The organism is Ensifer sp. LBL (assembly GCF_050435225.1).
Classification (GTDB): domain Bacteria; phylum Pseudomonadota; class Alphaproteobacteria; order Rhizobiales; family Rhizobiaceae; genus Ensifer.
The window spans coordinates 333,793-355,029 of the sequence record NZ_JBNDJY010000004.1 but is presented as its reverse complement, the minus strand read 5'-3'; the positions used below and the strand labels follow the sequence as shown (position 1 = coordinate 355,029).

Here is a 21,237-nt window from a genome sequence, read left to right as displayed (position 1 = left end):
CTGCCCGCCAAAAGACAAGGGTAGCAACAATTTAATCGGCAAGGTCTCGTTGTGCCATATCCGCACGCGCAACCAGAGCTGCATTTTCCGGCCCGATTCTAAACCAATCGGCCGTCATACTTGACGACCTTCACCGCCTCGATATCGAACTCCGGCAGGCAGCGCAGGTTGACCGCCGCCATCTTCCCATGCGGCCCGTCGCCCTCGCCGAACGGCGCGATGCCGCAGGTGTCGCAGAACCGGTGCTGGATCACATGCTTGTTGAAGAGGTAGGTCGAGAGGTCCGCTTCCGGCGTCGTCAGCATCAGCTTGTCGCGGGCAACGAAGGCGAGCAGCCCACCACGGCGACGGCAGAGCGAACAATTGCAGTCGATCGCTTCGTTGAATTCCCCTTCCACCTCGAAGGCGATCTTGCCGCAGTGACAGCTTCCCTCATAACGCATGCAGGCATCTCCTCTTCCTCCCGGCGCAGCTGCGCCACCTCTGCCAGCAAGATAGAGCGTCCCTGCCCTCAAGCAAGCGCAGGCAGCAGCCAGGCACATGCACGCAAAACGATTCCCGAAGGAGCCGATTATCGATGCAAACTCGCAAGATTATTCCGGCTTTTCGCTTGCGCTTGACCTGATCGCGCAGGAACTTCGCTCCGAAACGGAGGCTCGAATGCTCATCAAGGAAACCGACGCCATGCGCGTGCTATCGATCGCGCGGCGGCTCACCATAGCCGATGTCAAGGGCGAGAGCGCCGCACTGGCGCCTGTCATCGAGGCGGAGATGGAGCGCGTCGGCCTGACGCCGGCGGGCCCCTGGATCTTCATCGCGCAGAACCTGCCGAAAAACGCCAAGACCCTGTTCGACTGGCGGATCTGCCGCCCGGTCTTCGGCGGCAAGGATTATTGCGGTAAGCTCGATCTGGTCGAACTGGAGCCGATCATGGTGGCGTCCACGCTGCACCAGGGTCCGATGCGCAGCCTTTTCACCCAAGGCTACGCGCCGCTGGTCGCAAAGATCGAAATGTCCAGGCACAATTTCTCCGGCGAGAGCCGCGAGATCTACCATCGCTGGGCGGGCCAGGGCGCCCGCTATCACGAGATCGAGATCCAGTTCGGCCTTGCGAACTGAGCCGCCGCCCCCCCACGGGTGCAACGGCCCATCGGACTTCACCAGTCCATGACGACCTTGCCGGAGTTGCCGGAGCGCATCGCTTCGAAGCCGTCGCGGAATTCGTCGATTTTGATGCGGTGGGTGATGACCGGGGCAAGGTCGAGGCCGCCCTGCACGAAGGCGATCATTTTGTACCAGGTCTCGAACATCTCGCGGCCGTAGATGCCCTTGAGGTTGAGCATCTTGAAGATCACCTTGTTCCAGTCGATCTCGAAACCCGCCGGTGCAATGCCGAGGATGGCGATCTTGCCGCCATTGTTCATCTTGTCGATCATGTCGCGGAAGGCGGGTGCCGCCCCCGACATTTCAAGCCCGACGTCAAAACCCTCGGTCATGCCGATCGCCTTCATCACGTCGGCAAGGTTCTCCTTCGACGCATCGACGACATGATCGATGCCGACGCTTTTCGCGAGCGCCAGCCGCGTCGGGTTGATGTCGGTGATGACAACCTTGCGCGCGCCAGAGCGCTTGGCGACCATCGCCCCCATGATGCCGATCGGGCCGGCACCGGTGACGAGCACGTCCTCGCCGACGAGATCGAAGGAAAGAGCGGTGTGCACGGCATTGCCGAACGGATCGAAGATCGCCGCCACTTCGTCGGGCACGTCCTCGGGGATCGGCACGACGTTATATTCCGGCAGGCAGACGAACTCGCCGAACGAGCCCGGCCGGTTGACGCCGACGCCGAGCGTGTTGCGGCAGAGATGCCCGCGCCCGGCGCGGCAGTTGCGGCACTTGCCGCAGACGATATGGCCCTCGCCCGAGACCCGCTCGCCGACATGGTACTTGGTGACGGCCGAGCCGACCTCGGCGATCTCGCCCATGAACTCGTGACCGACGACCATCGGCACCGGAATGGTCTTCTGCGCCCACTGGTCCCAGTTCCAGATGTGCACGTCGGTGCCGCAGATCGCCGACTTCTTCACCTTGATCAGCACGTCGTTCGGGCCGATCTCCGGCACCGGCACGCGTTCCATCCACAAGCCCACTTCGGCCTTCGACTTGACCAGCGCCTTCATCATGTTCGTCATTTGACTGCCTCCAAAATCATCTGCCGTTTCGGCGCTGCGCGTTGAGGGAAGCCCCTCATCCGGCTGCCGCCACCTTCTTCCCGCGCGCGGGGAGAAGGGATATGCCGCACCCTCACCACTCCTCTTTCAGGACTGCGCTTCCGCCAAGTCCTCCAAGGCCTCCGGCGGGCACGTCCCCTCTCCCCGCCTGCGGGGAGAGGGTTAGTCCTCGGGTTAAACCCGAGGAGAGGGGCAAACTCTCCGTTCTTTCCGGATCGGACATCGCCGTCTCCCTCAGATCACGCCCAGCTCGCGGCCGACCTCTTCGAAGGCGGCGATCGCCCGGCGCACGTCCTGTTCGCTGTGGGCGGCCGACATCTGCGTGCGGATGCGCGCCTGGCCCTTCGGCACCACCGGGAAGGAGAAGCCTATGACATAGACGCCCTTCTTCAGCATGCGTGCCGCCATCTCCTGGGCCAGCGCCGCGTCGCCGAGCATCACCGGGATGATCGGATGGCCTTCGCCGGCGAGCGTGAAGCCGAGCTTCGACATCTCGGTGCGGAACAGGCTGGCATTGGCATAGAGCCGTTCGCGAAGCGCATCGCCGTTGTCGATCAGGTCGAAGACCTTGAGCGATGCCGCGGCAATGACCGGCGCCAGCGTGTTGGAAAACAGATACGGGCGCGAGCGCTGCCTGAGCCAGTCGACCACTTCCGCCTTGGCCGAGGTGTAGCCACCGGAGGCACCGCCAAGCGCCTTGCCGAGCGTGCCGGTGATGATGTCGATCCGGCCTTCGACGCCGCAATGCTCGGCCGAGCCACGACCATGTCTGCCGACGAAGCCGACCGCATGGCTGTCGTCGACCATGACCATGGCGCCGTACTTGTCGGCGAGATCGCAGACACCACCGAGATTGGCGATGATGCCATCCATCGAGAACACGCCGTCGGTGGCGATCAGCTTGAAGCGGCTGCCCTCCGCCTTCTTCAGCTCCTCTTCAAGGGCTACCATGTCGTTGTTGGCATAACGGAAGCGCTTGGCCTTCGACAGCCGCACGCCGTCGATGATCGAGGCATGGTTGAGCGCGTCCGAGATGATCGCGTCCTCTTCGCCCAAGAGCGTTTCGAACAGGCCGCCATTGGCGTCGAAACACGACGAATAGAGGATCGTGTCTTCCAGGCCGAGGAACGACGAGATGCGCGCCTCGAGTGCTTTATGCTCCTCCTGCGTGCCGCAGATGAAGCGCACCGAGGCCATGCCGTAGCCATAACGATCGAGCGCCTGCTTGCCGGCCGCAGCCAGTTCCTCGCTGTTGGCGAGGCCGAGATAGTTGTTGGCGCAGAAGTTGAGCACCCGCTCGCCCGAGGCGACCTTAATTTCACCCGCCTGCTTCGAGGTGATCACGCGCTCCGACTTGTACAACCCGGCCGTCTTCAGGCCCTCGAGTTCGGATCGGAGATGGGACAGGAAGGCTGAAGTCATGGCGCTCTCGCTTCAAGAAAACATCGCTTGGCTGACGAGTATCATGACGGCTTTTGACTTGCAGCAAAATCCGGCGCTCGGCCGGATCCAGCGCAAAAACGACAGGGCATTTCACGCTGCAATGGCGCGGCGGAAATAATGTGTCGCCAAGCGCTTCGTCGCAGACATTTTCCGATGACGGAGAACCGCGAGGGCGACCGCCCTCACCCGTCGAGATAACCGTCGATGACCGCAAGGAATGCCTCGCCGTAGCGTTCGCGTTTGCTTTCACCGATGCCGGGAATGTCGAGCAGTTCGTCGAAATCGCGCGGGCGCTCCTTGGCAAGCGCAATCAAGGTCGCGTCGGGGAAGACGACATAGGGCGGGACGTTCAACTCCTTGGCGATCGAGAAGCGCTCGGCGCGGAGCAGTTCGAAGAGTTCGAGATCCGACCCGGCCAGATCGGCGCGCTCGCGCTGCGAACCGGACTTGGCGCCGCGCGCCGCCTTGCCCGTGGTCGGGCGGTCCTTGCGGAAGAATACCTGGCGCTCGCGCTTGAAGACGGCGCGTGCGTCCGGTTCGAGCTTTATCGCCCCGAAGGCGGCATGGTCGACGCTGACCAGGCCTGCCGCCAGCAATTGGCGGAAGACCGATTGCCAGGTGCGGGCCGGCAGGTCCTTGCCAGCGCCGAAGACCGGCATGTCGACATGACCGAAGCGCTCGGTCTTTTCGTTGACCGTGCCCATCAGCACATCGACCACATGGCCGGTACCGAAACGCTCGCCGGTGCGATAGACCGCCGCCAGCGCCTTGATCGCCGCTTCCGTCCCGTCCCAGGTCTCGACCGGTTTCAGGCAGGTATCGCAATGGCCGCAGCGGCCGGGATGCGCCTCGCCGAAATGCGCGAGGATCGCCTGGCGGCGGCAGCCGGCGGTCTCGCAGATCGCAAGCAGCGCGTTGAGCTTGCCGCGCTCGATACGCTTGATGTCGTCGGCAGCTCCCCCCTCGTCGATCATCCGGCGGCGCTGCAAAACGTCGGCCATGCCATAGGCCATCCAGACCTCCGACGGCTGGCCGTCGCGCCCCGCACGCCCGGTCTCCTGGTAATAGGCCTCCACCGATCCCGGCAGATCGAGATGGGCGACATAGCGCACGTCCGGCTTGTCGATGCCCATGCCGAAAGCGACGGTCGCAACGAGGCAGAGGCTCTCTTCTTTCAAGAAAGCGTCCTGGTGCTTGTCGCGAAGCGTCCGGTCCATGCCGGCGTGATAGGGCAATGCCCTGATGCCCTGCGCGTTCAGCCATTCCGCGGTATCTTCGACCTTGGCGCGCGACAGGCAATAGACGATACCGGACGCGCCCTTGAAGCGGGAGAGAAAGCGCAGCAATTGCTGCCGCGGCTGGTCGCGCTCGACGATTTCATAGGCGATGTTCGGCCGGTCGAAGCTGGTGGTAAAAACCTCGGCATTGCTGAGCGCCAGCCGCTCGACGATATCGTCGCGCGTATGCGGATCGGCCGTGGCGGTGAGCGCGATGCGCGGCACGCCGGGGTAACGCTCGGCAAGCAGCCCGAGCGCGCGGTACTCGGGGCGAAAATCATGGCCCCACTGCGAAACGCAGTGCGCCTCGTCGATGGCGAAAAGCGCGATGCGGGCATTGCCGATGAGATCGGAAAACCCATCGGTCACGGTCCGCTCCGGCGTCACATAGAGAAGGTCGAGCGTGCCGTCGTGGATCTGGCGCCTGACCGCAATCGCCTCCTCGCGCGTCAGCGACGAATTCAGCGCCGCCGCATTGACGCCGAGCTGTTTCAGCGCTTCCACCTGGTCGCGCATCAGCGCGATCAGCGGCGAGACGACGACACCCAGCCCGGGGCGGCAGAGCGCCGGGATCTGGAAGCAGAGCGACTTGCCGGCGCCGGTCGGAAAGAGAACGACCGCATCGCCGCCAGCGGTCACATGCTCGACCACTTCCTGCTGTTTGCCGCGAAAGGCGGAATAGCCATAAACGCGCTTCAGCACGTCGAGCGGTGCCTGGCCGGCTTCGTCGAAGAGCTTGCTGGCAGCGCTTCTTGAGGGCGTCGCCCTTTCGACGAACTCCATCACATCTCCTTCGGGAATCAGCTTAGGCCATCATGGCCACATGCGCAGGCAATGCCATAGCCGTTGCCGCAACTGAAGAGACAAGGGCTGTTTTTCCCCGAAGGCCCTGCTGCGCTTCATCGGGGATTGCCCGGTTTGCCAGCTTGACCTTGATAACACATCAGTACTTTAGTGACCCGCAAAAATCAGGAAGTCACCATGGCGAACATTCTCGCGGCGAGCGGCGGCGTCAAGCAGGTCATTTGCATCAACTGGGGTACGAAGTACGGCGCACCGTTCATCAACCGGCTCTACGCCATGGTGGCGCGCAACATCACCCCCCCCTTCACCTTCACCTGCTTCAACGACAATTTCGAAGGATTGCGTCCGGAAATTCTCTGCGAGGACCTGCCGCCGCTGGACATTGGCGAAATGCCCAAGAACACGCCCGGCATCTGGCAGAAGTCGCGGCTCTGGGGGCCGAAGCTCGGCAATCTCAAGGGCCCCGTCCTGTTCCTGGACCTCGACCTGGTCATCGTCGGATCGCTCGATGGTTTCTTCGAGCAGGGGGAACCGGACGACGTCATCCTCGCCCGCAACCAGACGACGCCGTTCGAGCGCCTCGGCCAGACCTCGATTTTCCGCTTTCCGGTCGGCAAGCTGGTGCCATTGCAGGAGAGGTTCCGCGCCGACCCGCAAGGCATTGCAGACGAGTACCGTTTCGAACAACGCTTCGTCACGCGCAATGCGCCGGGCGGAGCCAAACTCTTCCCCCGCCGCTGGGTCCTGCATTTCCGGCAGGACTGCCGCCGGCCGTTTCCGCTCAACTACTTCCTGGCGCCGCGCCTGCCGAAGGACGCACGCGTCGTGCTGTTCCCGCGCAACATCCTGCCGCAGCATGCGATCGAGGGGCGCTTCGGCAAGAAGGACAAGGTCTCCACGCCGCTCGGCCATATCCTCGGGCTGTTTGCATCCGACCGCTACGAGAAGAATGCGTTTCGCTACCTGCGCCACTACATTCGCCCATCGCCGTGGGTGGCCGAACATTGGCGCGAATAGTCGAGACCTCGTCAAGAACGAGCCTGCCTTCGTCGTGCGGGCCGGAAAAACCCAGCTGCTAGCGCGCCGCCGGCCCCTTCACGCGGCCTGACAGTACGCCGAAGCCCTCGATGATCGCTTCCTGGTTTTCAAGCCGCGTCACTTCGTGCTGCACCTCCTGAAGCGTGCGCAGCAACTGCGGCACGGCTTCGAGGTCGCCCTCCTCGGTCGCATAGGCCAGTTCACGTTCAAGCTCGCGCACCTGCCAATGCAATGCCTTCGAGCGTTGGTGCAGGGCCAGCGCCTGCAGATAGCCTTCGCGGGCGTCCTCAGGCGCGGCCGCCGTCGTCGCGGTCCAGAGCCTGGCATAGCGGATCTGCTGGTCGATCGCGGTAATCAGCGCGCCAAACCCCTCGCCCTGCAACTGTTCGATCAGATCGTCGCGGTTGAGCCTTGGCCCTTGCTCGGCCGCAGCGTTCAACACCGCCGCCCAGCAGCGCTGCAGCTCGCGGTGATCGAACTCGATCGTCGAGATCTCGTCATACTCGTCGAACAGCAATTGCGGGTGGTTGACGATGGTAAGCGCCAGCACGCTCTCTCTCAGAAGCGGGGCCACCTGTTGTCCGCTGACCAGCGTCGAACGCGCCAGCCGATCGGAAATCGCCGTCGGCCCGCTCGCATTCGGTCCCCGTGCCTGACCGGCGCCGCGCGCTCCGCCGCCACCGCCCTGCCGGCCGCCGCGCTCGAACGGTCGGCGCTCGCCCCGCCCTGCTCCTGACGATTGCAGGAAGGCGTGCAACCGGTCGCGCATATCCTGTCCATAGTGCCGGCGCACGCTTTCGTCGGCGATCACGGATGTCACCTGCTTCAGCCGCGCTTCGAGCTCGGCGCGCTTTTCCGGCGTATCGAAGGCGCCGCCCTGGACCTCGCGCTGCCAGACCATCTCGGCCAGCGAACGGGCATTGGCAAGCACCTTGTCGAAGGGCCCACGGCCCTCCTGGCGCACGAGATCGTCGGGATCCTTGCCATCGGGAAGCATGGCGAAGCGGACCGAGCGGCCGGGCTTCAAGTGCGGCAGCGCCAGGTCGACGCCGCGGTTGGCGGCGCGAATGCCTGCGCCATCTCCGTCGAAGCAGAGCACCGGCTGCGACGTCATCTTCCACAACAGATCGAGCTGGTTTTCGGTGAGCGCCGTACCGAGCGGTGCCACGGCGTTTTCGACACCTGCCTGGTGCAGCGCGATCACGTCCATGTAGCCTTCGACGGCGATGATCGTTCCGGCCGCATCGTCGCCGCCGGCGTCGCGGGCGCCGCCTTGCGAAGCACGGCGCGCACGGGCGAAATTGTAGAGAACGTTGCCCTTGTGGAAGAGCTCCGTCTCGTTGGAATTGAGGTACTTGGCCGGCGCGTCCGGCGACATGGCGCGACCACCAAAGGCGATGACCTTTTCGCGCGACGACAGGATCGGGAACATGATGCGGTCGCGGAAGCGGTCGTAGGAAACCGGCACGTCCGGCCCGTGCACCACGAGGCCGCAAGCCTCGATCTGCTCCTTGGCGACGCCCTTGCCGGCGAGATGTTCCTTGAGCGCATTGCGGCTGTCGGGCGCGTAGCCCAAACGGAAGGTCTCGATCGTGCGCCCCGTAAGCCCGCGCTCTCGCAGATAAGCGCGCGCCTTGGCGCCACCCGCCGTCTGGAGCTGGTCCTCGAAATACGCGGTCGCCATTTCCATCACGTCGAGCAGGCTCGTGCGTTCCTTCTCCCGGCGCTCGGCCTGCGGATCCGGCTGCGGCATGGCAACGCCCGCCATGTCGGCGACCTGCTGGACGGCTTCCGGAAAGCTCAGGCCTTCGAGATCGGTGAGAAAACGGAAATGGTCGCCCGAAACACCGCAGCCGAAGCAATGGTAGCGGCCCTTGCGGTCCTCGCAGTGGAAGCTCGGCGACTTCTCGCCGTGAAAGGGGCAGCAGGCCCAATAGTCGCCGCGCGAGACGTTGGTCTTGCGCCGGTCCCAGGTAACGCGCTTGGCAATCACGTCCGAAATCGGAACGCGATCGCGTATCTCGTCAAGAAAGGACTGTGAAAAGCGCATGGATACCTCTGGTCGATCCTCCATATAGGCGGCATGGCCGGCGGGCGCTACAACGGTGATCCTGCTTGCACGCTATTCACAGGAGCGAAACGGGAATCGCACGGCGAATAACCAATCAAAAGTTGTGCGTGAATATTTTCTAAAGACCAAAAGTAGCGCTTGACACCCCTTTGACGAAAAGGATCAATTCGCCGTCTCGAATTGGATCACTTGCCATGGCCGTTTCCGTCAAAGTGCTCGCCTCCAGTCCGGCATTCTTCAGCGCGGTGCTGAGCTATGCGCGCGGCATGGTGGAGATGTATGCGGCAAACCCGCGGCTCGCCTCGATCTTTGCCTCGCAGCAGCGCTGGCTGATGGCCCAATCCGGCCTTGCGCTCTATCACGACCGCGATCCGGATGATCCCTCGAGCGGCCTCTACAGCGGCCGCTTCATCAACTATGCCGTCATGCACGGGATCGCCAGCCGCAACACCGCAGCATCCTTCGTGCAGGAAATGGTCGCCTACCGCTTCGCCCGCTACATCACGGTGCAGCCGGACAAGCGCAGCCGGCCGCTGGAGCCTACCGAGGCGGCACTCGACTATGTCTGGAAATGGATGCAGTCCCATCTGGCCATCCTCGACGCCTTCGACGGCCAGTCGCGGCTGGCGCGGCTTAACGAAGAGCACGACCGGTTCGGTCGGCTGCAGGCCGCGGTCGCCCAAGCGCTTGTCGGCAACGACACGGTCCGCCGTCCAGGCCCGACCTTCGACCTCTTCACCTGGGTCAATTCCGGTGGCGTGGTGATGGATGATCTCTTCTCGCGCATCGGCGACTTCGACCCCGAGGCGGAGCGCCACGCGATCGGGCCGGTTTCTCCGAGCGATCTCAGCGAACGCTTCATTATCTCCAAGACCCACCTCAAGCGGATCTTCGACAAGGCAGCGCTTTTGGGAAATATGGGGTGGGAGCGGACGCCCGGACGCGGCGCGGTCTGGCTGTCGAAAGCCTTCATCCGTGAATACTGGGATTACCAGGCAGAGAAGTTCGCCCTGATCGATCGCGCATTCGAGGCGACGTTTCCGGCGAAAGCCGAGGTGGCGACGCCCGTCCTATCGCGACGGGCGCCGGCACTCACTTGAGCGGAGCTACTTGAGCAGTTCCTTCACCAGGCCGGAGGCCTTGGCGAAGTCCATCTGGCCGGGATAGCGCTCCTTGAGCACGTTCATGCACTTGCCCATGTCGCGCAGGCCATGTGCGCCGGTTTCGGCGATGACCGAGGCGCAGAGTTCCTTCACTCTGTCTTCCGGAAGCTGGGCCGGCAGGAACCGATTGATGATGACGATTTCCTCACGCTCCTGCGCGGCAAGCTCCGGCCGGCCGGCGTCATCGTAGATACGAGCCGATTCCTCGCGCTGCTTGATCATCTTGGCGAGGATCTGCAGGATGTCGTCATCGCTGACCGGGTCCTTGCCGAGGCCCCGATTGGCAATGTCCCGATCCTTGATCGCCGCCTGGATCAGCCGCACGGTCGAGGTACGCCGTGCGTCCTTGGCTTTGAGGGCTTCCTTCAGTGCGTCAGCGAACAGGTCGCGCATGTCTATACTCCATGTCGAAACCGGCCCGCGGTGCTCTGCCCGGAACCGGTTCGAAACCATTATTGTTGTCGTCGTCTTAAACCAGTGTGACAGGTGCAATCAAACGGAATACGCAACCGCTTGAATTATAAGGAATTTTATTTCCAGACAATTCACAGCGGCTGGTTGACCCGGCTAAGCGCTTTGGGTATTTTCCCGCACCTGCACAACATCGGCATGAGAGCACTTTTCCGCGGGGTCTCCGCGCGTCCATGCCTGAGCAAAGAAATGGCGATCGACTGCCGGGCTTTCAAGCCCCTGCGCTCCACGCCGCAACGGGATAGGAACGATGACCGCGACACCCGCATGGACCACTGAAAAACCAACCGCACTGCTCGTTCTGGCCGACGGCACCGTGATCGAGGGCAAGGGCATCGGCGCGACCGGCAAGGTGCAGGCGGAAGTCTGCTTCAACACGGCGCTGACCGGCTACCAGGAAATCCTGACGGACCCCTCCTATCTCGGCCAGATCGTCACCTTCACCTTCCCGCACATCGGCAACATCGGCGCCAATGACGAAGACATCGAAGACCTGACGCCGGCAGCACGCCACGGCGCGGTCGGCGTCATCTTCAAGGCCGACATCACCGAGCCGTCGAACTACCGCGCCGCCAAGCACCTCGACGCCTGGCTGAAGGCCCGCGGCATCATCGGCCTTTGCGGCATCGACACCCGCGCGCTCACCGCCTGGATCCGCGAAAACGGCATGCCGAACGCCGTCATCGCCCACGATCCCTCGGGCGTCTTCGACATCGACACGCTGAAGGCCGAAGCCAAGGCCTGGAGCGGCCTTGAAGGCCTCGACCTCGCCAAGGTCGCGACCTCCGGTCAGTCGTCGCGCTGGGACGAGCAGCCCTGGGTCTGGAACGAAGGCTATTCGACGCTCGGCGAAACCGATGCGGCCTACCACATCGTTGCGCTCGACTACGGCGTAAAGCGCAATATCCTGCGCCTCTTTGCCGGCCTCAATGCCCGCGTCACGGTCATGCCCGCCACGACCAGTGCCGACGAAGTTCTGGCGCAGAAGCCGGACGGCATCTTCCTGTCGAACGGCCCCGGCGACCCGGCAGCAACCGGGAAATACGCCGTGCCGGTCATCCAGGACCTCTTGAAGACCGATATCCCGCTCTTCGGCATCTGCCTCGGCCACCAGATGCTGGCGCTGGCACTCGGCGGCAAGACCGAGAAGATGCACCAGGGCCACCACGGCGCCAACCACCCGGTCAAGGACCACACCACGGGCAAGGTCGAGATCGTCTCGATGAACCACGGCTTCGCGGTCGATTCGAAGTCGTTGCCACAGGGTGTTGAAGAGACTCACATTTCGCTGTTCGACGGCACCAATTGCGGCCTGCGCGTCGATGGCAAGCCGGTGTTCTCGGTGCAGCACCACCCGGAAGCCTCCCCCGGCCCACAGGACAGCCACTACCTCTTCCGCCGCTTCATGAACCTCGTGCGCGAGAAGAAGGGCGAACCGGCGCTCGCGGAGCGCTGAGCGACCGACCGACACAAGCTTCCAGGGCCCGCTTAGAGCGGGCCTTTTCTTTTCGAGCGTGCGCCTTCGTTGCCGCCGAACTTACCCTTCCTGCAGATGCGCGACGATGAAGTCGACGACGGCGCGAACCGACGGCAGTTGCCCACGCCGGTGCGGCATCAACAGCGTCGTCGTCACGTTGCCGGCCTCCCAGTCCGCAAGCACGCGCACCAGACTTCCGGCTTCGATTGCCGCCCGACAGATCTTTCGCGGCAACGCGGTGATGCCAAGACCGGAGACGGCAGCCTCGAGCAACACGTTGGATTCGTCCGCGAGGAACCGCGGCATTGGCCGAACCCTGACGACCACGCCCGCATCGTTGCGCATCGTCCATCCCTCTGTACTCAACGAGGCGAGCAGCCCGTCGTGATGCGAAAGGTCGCTGGGCTCGCGCGGATGCCCGCTGCGTTCCAGATAGGCCGGCGCTGCCACCAGGAGGATCGCATCCGTTGCCACCCGCCGCTGTACCATGCCGGAATCGGGCAACGGCGCGAAGTGATCGCGCACCGCGATATCGAAGCCTTCTTGCACCACATCGACGAAACGGTCCGTCGCGTGCAACATCACCTTCATCTTGGGATAGGTCTTCGCCAGCGGCGGCAGCAGCCCGGCCAGCATCATCTGCGCCGTCGGCACCGAGGCGGTGATCCTGACCGTGCCGCTCGGCTCGGCAAGGCGGCCCTTGACGATGGCTTCGGCCGCCTCCGCCTCTATCAACATCGCCGAGGCATGCCGGTAGAAATCCTCGCCTATCTCCGTCACGGTGAAGCGGCGCGACGTTCGGTTGATCAGCCGGACGCCAAGCGTCTTTTCCAGCTCGGCCACGCGCTTGCTCAGCGTCGATTTCGGCACGTTCAGCGCCCGCGCCGCCGGCGCGAACCCCTTGTGATCAACCACATGGACAAAGACGATGAAGTCGTTGAGATTGCGCATCGCGGCTCCCAATGTCTGCAAATGTGAACGATACATCCACATTTGCCCGTCTTACGCAACATCGTCCATAAAATTATCTCTTCCTCATCGAAACTTGATATCGAAGGAAGAGAGACAATGGGTATCTATCAAGACAAGAAAGCCGTGGTCATCGGCGGCACGCATGGCATGGGCCTGGCGACGGTCGAGCGTCTCGTCAACGGCGGCGCCGAGGTGCTCCTGACCGGAAACAACGAAGAGAACCTCGCCCGGATCCAGCAGCGCTTCGGCGACCGCGTTCATGCCGTAAAATCGGATATCGCCGACCTCGGCGAGATCGCCGTGCTCGGGGCGACGGTCGGGCAGAAGCTGGGTTCGATCGATCTCCTGCACGTCAACGCCGGCACATCGCTGCTCGAGCCGTTCGACCAGGTGACGGAAGCATCCTACGATCGCCAGTTCACCATCAACACCAAGGGCGCCTTCTTCACCGTCCAGCGGCTGGCGCCTCTGATCCGCGACGGCGGCTCGATCGTCTTCACCTCGTCGGTTGCCGATGTCGGCGGCCATCCGGGAATGGCGGTCTATAGCGGCAGCAAGGCGGCGCTGATCTCGTTTGCCTCCGTCTTTGCCGCCGAACTTCTGCCGCGCGGCATTAGGGTGAACTCGGTCAGCCCCGGCTTCATCGATACGCCGACCAAGGGCGTGGCAGGCGTCACCGACGCCGAGCGTGCCGAGTTCAAGGCGCTCGGCGATGCGATCACGCCGATGGGCCGCAACGGCACGGCGGACGAAGTCGCCCGCGCCGTGCTGTTCCTCGCCTTCGACGCCACCTTCACCACCGGCGCACGCCTGACCGTCGATGGTGGCCTTGGCCAGCAATTGTCGCCTGCCGCCTGACGCGGCCCGGAGCGGAGAGACAACATGTCCAGATCCATCTCGATCATCGGGCTCGGCGCCATGGGCGCAGCCCTTGCCGGCGCCCTCATCGATACGGGCAATGCCATCACCGTCTGGAACCGTACGTCCGCGCGGGCCGACGCCCTCATTGCCCGTAGCGCCCGCCGGGCGGCAACGGTCGCCGGGGCGATTGCGGCCAGCGATGTGCTCGTCCTGTGCCTCACCGACTACGCCGCCGTCGAAACAACGCTGGCGGACGTCGGCGCAGCCATCGCCGGCAAGACAGTCGTCAACCTCACCAATGGCCGTCCGGACGAGGTCCGGGCGATCGCCGCCCGGCTTGGTGGGCTTGGCGCGCGCTATCTCGACGGCGGCATCATGGCAACGCCGCCGATGATCGGCACGCCGCACGCCTTCGTTCTCTACAGTGGGGACAGCGCTGCATTCAGGGATGCCGAGGAACAACTCGCTGCCTTCGGCCAAAGCCACTATCTCGGCGAGGATCCTGTTCTCGCCGCGGTCAGCGACCTCGCCTTGCTGTCGGCGATGTACGGTCTCTTCGGCGGCTATCTGCACACAACCGCGCTCGCCGGCAGCGTCGGCTTCACCGCCAAGCAGTTCCTGCCGCTGGTCGAGCCCTGGCTTGCCGCGATGATGACGGCGCTGCCCGATTACGCCGAACGGATCGACAGCGGCGACCATGCCCGCGACGTGATGTCGAACCTTCAGATGCAATCGGTAGCGATCACCAACATCGTGGCCGCAAGCCGCAGCCTGGGCATCGATCCGGCTTTCATGGAGCCGATTGAAAGGCTGGCGAAAAAGCGCCTCGCCGCCGGCTTTGGCAGCGACGAGGCCTCGGGCCTGATCGAGGCGATGCGGGGCAAATAGAGGCCGTCGGAGAGGTCTGGATGCGAGTACGCGCCGATGGTGCTCGCCAAGCAAGCGACATGCCGATGGCCCGCGGTCGAAACGTCGCGGGCCACCGGCTTGTTGTTGACCCTCGGGCGCCCTTCGCGCATCCTCACCGCAACTGGAGGTGACGATGATTACAGGTCCACAGTGCCGCGCCGCCCGGGCGCTGATCGAAATTTCGCGCGAGATGCTTTCGAGCTTTTCGGGCGTCGACGAAGAGACGATCCTCAGGTTCGAGCGCAAGCTGGAAAAACCGGCCGACGCGGTAATCCTGTCGTTGAAGCATGCGCTCGAAAATGCCGGCGCGGTGTTTCTGCCGGAGGGCGAACGCGGGATCGGCGTCCGGCTGAAGTTCACCCGCTCCGAAGCCCGCCGCCTCTCGATCCTCGAAAGCGAGGGCGGCGTCGTTGGCGACGACGAGGTTCCCGGCGCCTGAGAATGGACTCTGATTTCAAGACCTTAGCCGGATGACTTGAATCTGCATGGCCAGCCGTTGAATCGCTTTGCGAACGAAAAAACCCGCCGTTTCCGGCGGGTTCTTTTGTCAGGTGCGGTTGCTCGCGCTTACTTGCAGGCGGCGCAGAAGCGCTGGATGCGGCGGCAGGCTTCCTCGAGCTGGGCTTCCGAGGTCGCATAGGAGATGCGGAAGTTCGGGCCGAGACCGAAGGCCGAACCGTGGACGACGGCGACGCCTTCGGACTCCAGCAGTTCCGACACGAAGTCTTCGTCCGTCTCGATGACCTTGCCCGACGGCGCGGTCTTGCCGATCAGGCCGGCGCAGGACGGGTAGACGTAGAAGGCGCCTTCCGGCGTCGGGCACGAGATGCCCTTGGCCTGGTTCAGCATCGACACCACGAGATCGCGGCGGCCTTCGAAGATCTTCTTGTTTTCGGGAATGAAGTCCTGGGTGCCGTTCAGCGCCTCGACGGCCGCCCACTGCGCGATCGAAGTCGCGCCCGAGGTCTGCTGGCCCTGGATCATGTCCATGGCCTTGATCAGCTGCAGCGGGCCGGCGGCGTAGCCGATGCGCCAGCCGGTCATGGCATAGGCCTTGGAAACGCCGTTCATCGTCAGCGTGCGGTCATAAAGGCCAGGCTCGACTTCGACCGGGGTCGCGAACTTGAAGTCGCCATAGGTCAGGTGCTCGTACATGTCGTCGGTGAGGATCCAGACATGCGGATGCTTCATCAGCACGTCAGTCAGCGCCTTGAGCTCGGCATGGCTGTAGGCAGCGCCCGACGGGTTGGACGGCGAGTTGAAGATGAACCACTTGGTCTTCGGCGTGATCGCCTTGTCGAGGTCCTCGGCCTTGAGCTTGAAGTTGTTCTCCTGCTTGGTCGAGACGGTGACCGGGGTACCGCCGCACAGCGCCACCATTTCCGGGTAGGAAACCCAGTAAGGCGCCGGGATGACGACTTCATCGCCCGCGTTCAGGGTCGCCATGAAGGCGTTGAAAAGAATCTGCTTTCCACCGGTGCCGACGATCGTCTGGGCAGCCGTGTAGTCGAGGTTGTTCTCGCGCTTGAACTTCTTGGCGATGGCTTCGCGCAGTTCGGGAATGCCGGAGACCGGCGTGTACTTCGTCTCGCCGCGATTGATCGCGTCGATGGCGGCCTTCTTGATATTGTCGGGCGTGTCGAAGTCCGGCTCTCCGGCGCCGAGGCCGATGACATCGCGGCCTTTCGCTTTCAGCTCACGGGCTTTCTGCGAAACGGCGATGGTGGCGGAAGGCTTTACACGGGAAAGGGCATCGGCAAGGAAGGCCATGGGTGAAGGTCCTGATCGTTTCGAGACGAGGTGATCGCTACGGAACGAAAAAGCCAGGCTCCATAGCGGTTAGGTCTATGTCGAAAGACGCCCGGTCTTGCAAGCGCCGGAACGGCAAAAACGCCGGAAACGCGGGCAAAAAGCGTTACCATGACAAAGTTTCATGAATGCGATCAGCATCGTCGATCGCAGGTCACGACACGCCGCGATGCATGACCGGCCGTCGAGCGCTGCGAAAACGGATTGTGGCGCCCGTTTGAACGACCACGAAACGTAACGATCAGAAACGGTTGTTGATCGCGATTTATTCAAAAAAATCAGCGCAGTCCGCCGAATTTGCAAATGCCATAATTTAGCCACGACAACTGTCGCGGAACGCCGCAATTCCGTCGCGCAACAGCCGGCTTCCGGGCTTTTCCTCCGATGATCCGAACACATTCGCATTACGGGGGTTATGCAATGTTTCTCGACGACGAAATCGCTTCCATGAAGACACGGCAGAGCGAAGCACGCTGGGGCATGTATCTGGCGCTCGCGGCCCTTGCTGCCTGCATCCTGATGTTCATCGGGCTGATGACCCAGGCGGCCGCGCAAACGGCTGATGCCAAGCCGCGGCAGATGGCGGGTTACGTTCGCCCCAACGACGTCGGCGCCGGCGCCCTGCTCTTCCCGTCGAAGGAACCGGGCTATTTCGTCGAGGCGCCGCGGCTTGCGACCGACGTCCAGATCGACGTCAACGGCCCGATCTTGCGCACCCGCGTCACCCAGCGGTTCGAGAACCCGAGCAAGGGCTGGGTCGAAGGCACCTATGTCTTTCCGCTACCCGAAGATTCGGCCGTCGATACGCTGAAGATGCAGATCGGCGACCGCTTCATCGACGGCCAGATCAAGCCGCGCCAGGCCGCCAAGGAAATCTACGAACAGGCAAAGGCCGAAGGCAAGAAGGCAGCGCTTCTCGAACAGCAGCGCCCGAACATCTTCACCAACCAGGTCGCCAATATCGGCCCGGGTGAAACAGTGGTGGTGCAGATCGAGTACCAGAGCGCGGTGCGCCAGTCGAACGGGCTCTATTCTCTCCGTTTCCCGATGGTCGTGGCACCGCGCTACAATCCGCAGCCGATCGTCCAGACCGTCGATCTCGACAGCCGCACGGGCTATGCCGTCAGCGACCCGGTCCCGGATCGCGAGAAGATCGAAGCCCCGGTCCTCGACCCCAAGGAAAACGCCAGGATCAACCCCGTCACGCTGACGGTGAACCTCAAGGCCGGCTTCCCGCTCGGCGAAGTGAAATCCGGCTATCACGACGTCGATATCGCCAATCTTGACGATCCCAGCCGCCGCGTGACGCTGAAGGGCGACAGCGTGCCGGCCGACCGAGACTTCGAACTGACCTGGAAGGCGATCGAGGGCAAGAGCCCCTATGCCGGCCTGTTCCGCGAGACGGTCGGCGGCAAGACCTATCTGCTTTCCTTCGTCACCCCGCCGGCCGCCGCAAGCGAGGCCGACGCCAAGCCCGTCAAGCGCGAGATCGTCTTCGTCATCGACAATTCCGGCTCCATGGCCGGCCCCTCGATGGAGCAGGCCAAGGAGAGCTTGGCGCTGGCGATCTCCAGGCTGAAGCCCGAGGACCGCTTCAACGTCATCCGCTTCGACGACACCATGTCGGTGCACTTCCCCGAACTGGTCGAAGCGACGCCGGACAAGCGGGAAGATGCGATCGCCTATGTGCGCGGCCTGACGGCCGATGGCGGCACCGAGATGCTGCCGGCGCTGGAAGCGGCCCTTCGCACGCAAGGACCGGTTGAGGCCGGCGCCCTTCGCCAGGTGGTCTTCCTGACAGACGGTGCGATCGGCAACGAGACGCAGCTTTTCGACGAGATCCAGAAGAACCGCGGCGACGCCCGCGTCTTCACCGTCGGCATCGGCTCGGCCCCGAACAGCCACTTCATGACCAAGGCCGCCGAATATGGCCGCGGCACCTTCACGCTGATCGGCTCGGAGAGCGAGGTCGCCGCGCGCATGGGCGAACTCTTCACCAAGCTCGAAAGCCCCGCCATGACGGATATCTCGGCCGCCTTCGAGGGCGCATCGGCCGGCGACATCACACCCAACCCGATGCCCGATCTTTATCGCGGCGAGCCCGTGGTGCTGACGGCCGAACTCGATGGCACCGCCCCCGAAGGCAAGCTGCAGATCCTCGGCAAGGCCGGAGACCAGCCCTGGCGGGTGGAGATGGACATCGCCAAGGCTTCGACCGGCGAAGGCATCGCCAAGCTCTGGGCCCGCCGCAAGATCGACGACCTCGAAGCGAGCGCGTCGACGATCGCCGACCCGGCGACCCTCGACAAGCGGATCGAAACGGTGGCTCTAGCCCACCATCTCGTCTCCCGCGTCACGAGCCTCGTTGCCGTCGACGCGACGCCATCGCGGCCCAGCAGCGAGAACCTCAGCGAAACGAAGCTGCCGCTCAATCTCCCCGCCGGCTGGGACTTCGGCAAGGTCTTCGGCGAAGCCCCTGCCGAGACCGTCCCCGGCAAGGTCGACAAACGCGCCGCGCTCGAAAGCCGAACCAAGCTTGCGATGGTGACGGCCGACCGCATGCTCGCCGCACCGACGGCGCGGGCGGCCGGTCTGATCGCTGAAGCCAACAACCAGGTGTCCCTGCCGCAGACGGCAACGGAAGCCGACAAGCAGATCCTGATCGGCCTGATGCTGCTTGCCTTCGCGCTTCTTGCCGGCACGACCTTCGTCTTCTGGCGCGCGCCGATCGCCGCCGTGGTCACTGCCGGAGTGCGCCGCCGTGGCCGCTGACAACGAAAGGCCCGAGCCGCGCCCGGGTTTTCTCGCCCGCCTCTCGGCGGTCGAAACGATCGTGCTTGCGATCATCGCGCTCATTGCCCTTGCCGGCCTGCTTCTGATCGGCAAGGGCTTCTACATGAAAGCCAAGGCCGAGGTCTCGCAAGTGCTGTTGAAGCGCACCTTCGAGGCGCAGCTTCATGGCAGCCCTGATGGTAAGCCCTGGCCCTGGGCCGATTTCCAGACGGCTGCGGAAATCTCGGCGCCGCGGATCAATCGCTCGGCGATCGTGCTCCAAGGCGCCAGCGGCGAAGCGCTGGCCTTCGGCCCCGCCTGGTTGACGACGACGCCGCTCCCCGGCGACGAGGGTACCTCCGTCATCGCCGCCCACCGCGACACGCATTTTCGCTGGCTGAAGGACGTCAACCCCGGCGACCTCCTGGTGCTGACGCGCAAGGACGGCCGCCGCTTCCTGTTTCGGGCCGGCGAAAGCCGGGTTGCCCGCTGGGATGAAAGCGGCATCAACGCGTCTTCCAGTGGCCACCACCTGGCGCTCGCCACCTGCTGGCCCTTCGATGCGATCGAGCAGGGACCGATGCGCTACATCGTCGATGCCGAACTCATCGGCGAACAGCGCCCGGTACCGCTGACGACGGGCTCGATCTCGAAATAAACGGCTTTTGATCGGATGTGACTTGAACCGGCGGAGAGACCGCTCCAGCTTCCCCGGAACGAGTCGGTGTCGGAGAAGCGGAATGAGGCGAGCGATTGCAGGAACATCGGGACGGACAGGCAAAGGCGTGCGCAAGGTCGCCATCCTGGCCATGTCCACCGCTCTGGCTGCCCTCGTCTCCCCGTTCGGCGCCAAGGCACAAGACGCCCGCGAGTTCCCGAGCAAGAAGGGTACCCTCATTGTCGAAACGCTCGCCACCGGTCTCGAGCACCCCTGGGCGGTAGAAGCACTCCCCGATGGTGGATTGATCGTCAGCGAGCGTCCGGGGCGGCTGCGCATCCTGCGCGACGGCAAGCTCTCGAAGCCGCTGACCGGCGTGCCCGAGGTCGCCGAGCGTGGCCAGGGCGGCCTGCTCGACATCGCGCTCGATCCCGGTTTCGACGAAAACCGGACGCTCTACCTGACGATGGCCGCCAACGGCAAAGGCGGCTACGGCACCGCCGTCGTACGGGCGAAACTCGCCGCCGACGGAACCGGGCTTAGCGATGTCAAGGAACTCTTCCGGATGAGCAAGTTCACCGGCAAGGGCCAGCATTTCGGCTCACGCATCGCCATCGCGCCCGATGGCAGCCTGTTCTTCGGCATCGGCGACCGCGGCGAAGGTGACCGGGCGCAGGACCCGCGCGATCATGCCGGCGCCATCCTGCACATCAATGCCGACGGCAGCATTCCCGGATCGAACCCCTATCGCGGCGGTACCGGCGGCCTTGCGGAGATCTGGTCGAAGGGGCACCGCAATCCGCAAGGCATCGCCTTCGACCCGAAAGACGGCACGTTGCTGACCGTCGAGCACGGCGCGCGCGGTGGCGACGAGATCAACAATCCGAAGGCCGGCCACAATTACGGCTGGCCTGTCATTACCTACGGCAAGGATTATTCCGGCGCCGAGATCGGCGAAGGCACGTCGAAAGAGGGCCTCGACCAGCCGCTTTTCTATTGGGATCCCTCGATCGCGCCGGGCGCGCTTGCCGTCTATCGCGGCAAGATGTTTCCCGAATGGGACGGCGACCTTCTGGTGGCGGCGCTGAAGTACCAGTTGCTCGCCCGGCTCGAACGCGACGACAGCGGCGCGATCGGCTCCGAGGAGCGCTTGTTCGATGGCGAATTCGGCCGCATCCGCGACGTCGTCGTGGCACCCGATGGCGCCTTGCTGATGGTAACGGACGAGGAAGACGGCGCCGTGCTCAGGGTCTCCAAGGCCGCAGAGCAATAGGCGGCGTC

At 63.8% G+C, this 21,237-nt stretch carries 19 protein-coding genes; 11 read left to right on the top strand and 8 right to left on the bottom strand.

Features of this window, described 5'->3' with window-relative positions; genetic code table 11:
• Nucleotides 1-98 precede the first annotated feature (98 nt).
• Nucleotides 99-443, bottom strand: a complete 345-nt coding sequence (locus OKW20_RS17575) for a GFA family protein (protein ID WP_429173847.1) — start codon at nucleotides 441-443, stop codon at nucleotides 99-101.
• 217 nt (nucleotides 444-660) lie between these two features.
• Here OKW20_RS17575 and OKW20_RS17570 point away from each other — a divergent pair, with 217 nt between their 5' ends.
• Nucleotides 661-1,119, top strand: a complete 459-nt coding sequence (locus OKW20_RS17570; protein ID WP_043613302.1) for a hypothetical protein — start codon at nucleotides 661-663, stop codon at nucleotides 1,117-1,119.
• Nucleotides 1,120-1,157: 38 nt separating this feature from the next.
• Here OKW20_RS17570 and tdh read toward each other — a convergent pair whose 3' ends face one another.
• Both tdh and OKW20_RS17560 read right to left on the bottom strand, forming a co-directional pair.
• A complete protein-coding gene (gene tdh, locus OKW20_RS17565; protein ID WP_402325069.1) occupies nucleotides 1,158-2,192 on the bottom strand; it encodes an L-threonine 3-dehydrogenase in 1,035 nt (344 codons plus the stop codon).
• Nucleotides 2,193-2,465: 273 nt separating this feature from the next.
• A complete protein-coding gene (locus OKW20_RS17560; protein ID WP_429173844.1) occupies nucleotides 2,466-3,653 on the bottom strand; it encodes a glycine C-acetyltransferase in 1,188 nt (395 codons plus the stop codon).
• Here OKW20_RS17560 and OKW20_RS17555 point away from each other — a divergent pair.
• Nucleotides 3,652-3,792, top strand: coding sequence for a hypothetical protein (locus tag OKW20_RS17555; RefSeq protein ID WP_429173842.1), 141 nt, complete (start codon nucleotides 3,652-3,654; stop codon nucleotides 3,790-3,792). The genes OKW20_RS17560 and OKW20_RS17555 overlap by 2 nt on opposite strands.
• Nucleotides 3,793-3,856: 64 nt before the next feature.
• On the opposite strand, the gene recQ is transcribed toward OKW20_RS17555, so the two are convergent.
• Nucleotides 3,857-5,734, bottom strand: coding sequence for a DNA helicase RecQ (gene recQ, locus OKW20_RS17550; RefSeq protein WP_429173840.1), 1,878 nt, complete (start codon nucleotides 5,732-5,734; stop codon nucleotides 3,857-3,859).
• Between the two features lie 198 nt (nucleotides 5,735-5,932).
• Between recQ and OKW20_RS17545 the strand changes: the two genes are divergently transcribed.
• A complete protein-coding gene (locus OKW20_RS17545) occupies nucleotides 5,933-6,772 on the top strand; it encodes a hypothetical protein (protein ID WP_043624522.1) in 840 nt (279 codons plus the stop codon).
• A gap of 58 nt (nucleotides 6,773-6,830) precedes the next feature.
• Here the strand turns inward: OKW20_RS17545 and dnaG are convergent, their stop codons facing one another.
• Complete coding sequence (gene dnaG / locus OKW20_RS17540; RefSeq protein WP_429173838.1) at nucleotides 6,831-8,843, bottom strand: DNA primase; 2,013 nt, start codon at nucleotides 8,841-8,843, stop codon at nucleotides 6,831-6,833.
• Between the two features lie 215 nt (nucleotides 8,844-9,058).
• Between dnaG and OKW20_RS17535 the strand changes: the two genes are divergently transcribed.
• Nucleotides 9,059-9,964 (top strand): hypothetical protein, encoded by a 906-nt coding sequence (locus OKW20_RS17535; protein ID WP_429173836.1) that lies wholly within the window; start codon nucleotides 9,059-9,061, stop codon nucleotides 9,962-9,964.
• A 6-nt stretch (nucleotides 9,965-9,970) separates the two neighbouring features.
• Here the strand turns inward: OKW20_RS17535 and OKW20_RS17530 are convergent, their stop codons facing one another.
• A complete protein-coding gene (locus tag OKW20_RS17530) occupies nucleotides 9,971-10,420 on the bottom strand; it encodes a GatB/YqeY domain-containing protein (protein WP_043624513.1) in 450 nt (149 codons plus the stop codon).
• A 328-nt stretch (nucleotides 10,421-10,748) separates the two neighbouring features.
• Between OKW20_RS17530 and carA the strand changes: the two genes are divergently transcribed.
• Complete coding sequence (gene carA, locus OKW20_RS17525) at nucleotides 10,749-11,954, top strand: glutamine-hydrolyzing carbamoyl-phosphate synthase small subunit (RefSeq protein WP_043624510.1); 1,206 nt, start codon at nucleotides 10,749-10,751, stop codon at nucleotides 11,952-11,954.
• Nucleotides 11,955-12,035: 81 nt separating this feature from the next.
• Here carA and OKW20_RS17520 read toward each other — a convergent pair whose 3' ends face one another.
• The gene (locus OKW20_RS17520; protein WP_429173833.1) at nucleotides 12,036-12,926 is read right to left on the bottom strand and encodes a LysR substrate-binding domain-containing protein; all 891 of its coding nucleotides are present in this window, start codon (nucleotides 12,924-12,926) and stop codon (nucleotides 12,036-12,038) included.
• Nucleotides 12,927-13,043: 117 nt separating this feature from the next.
• Between OKW20_RS17520 and OKW20_RS17515 the strand changes: the two genes are divergently transcribed.
• From OKW20_RS17515 to OKW20_RS17505, 3 genes are all read left to right on the top strand, one after another.
• Complete coding sequence (locus OKW20_RS17515; RefSeq protein WP_429173831.1) at nucleotides 13,044-13,805, top strand: SDR family oxidoreductase; 762 nt, start codon at nucleotides 13,044-13,046, stop codon at nucleotides 13,803-13,805.
• Between the two features lie 24 nt (nucleotides 13,806-13,829).
• On the top strand, nucleotides 13,830-14,696 hold the full coding sequence (locus tag OKW20_RS17510; RefSeq protein ID WP_429173829.1) for an NAD(P)-dependent oxidoreductase: 867 nt from the start codon (nucleotides 13,830-13,832) through the stop codon (nucleotides 14,694-14,696).
• A 154-nt stretch (nucleotides 14,697-14,850) separates the two neighbouring features.
• Nucleotides 14,851-15,156 (top strand): hypothetical protein, encoded by a 306-nt coding sequence (locus OKW20_RS17505; RefSeq protein ID WP_043624500.1) that lies wholly within the window; start codon nucleotides 14,851-14,853, stop codon nucleotides 15,154-15,156.
• Between the two features lie 128 nt (nucleotides 15,157-15,284).
• On the opposite strand, the gene OKW20_RS17500 is transcribed toward OKW20_RS17505, so the two are convergent.
• Nucleotides 15,285-16,487, bottom strand: a complete 1,203-nt coding sequence (locus tag OKW20_RS17500) for a pyridoxal phosphate-dependent aminotransferase (RefSeq protein WP_034788681.1) — start codon at nucleotides 16,485-16,487, stop codon at nucleotides 15,285-15,287.
• Nucleotides 16,488-16,946: 459 nt separating this feature from the next.
• Here OKW20_RS17500 and OKW20_RS17495 point away from each other — a divergent pair, with 459 nt between their 5' ends.
• From OKW20_RS17495 to OKW20_RS17485, 3 genes are all read left to right on the top strand, one after another.
• A complete protein-coding gene (locus OKW20_RS17495; protein ID WP_429173827.1) occupies nucleotides 16,947-19,298 on the top strand; it encodes a marine proteobacterial sortase target protein in 2,352 nt (783 codons plus the stop codon).
• Complete coding sequence (locus OKW20_RS17490; protein WP_429173825.1) at nucleotides 19,204-19,956, top strand: class GN sortase; 753 nt, start codon at nucleotides 19,204-19,206, stop codon at nucleotides 19,954-19,956. The genes OKW20_RS17495 and OKW20_RS17490 overlap by 95 nt, the downstream gene beginning before the upstream one ends.
• A gap of 151 nt (nucleotides 19,957-20,107) precedes the next feature.
• Entirely contained in the window at nucleotides 20,108-21,229 is a 1,122-nt protein-coding gene (locus OKW20_RS17485; protein WP_429174525.1) for a PQQ-dependent sugar dehydrogenase, read from the top strand.
• Nucleotides 21,230-21,237 lie beyond the last annotated feature (8 nt).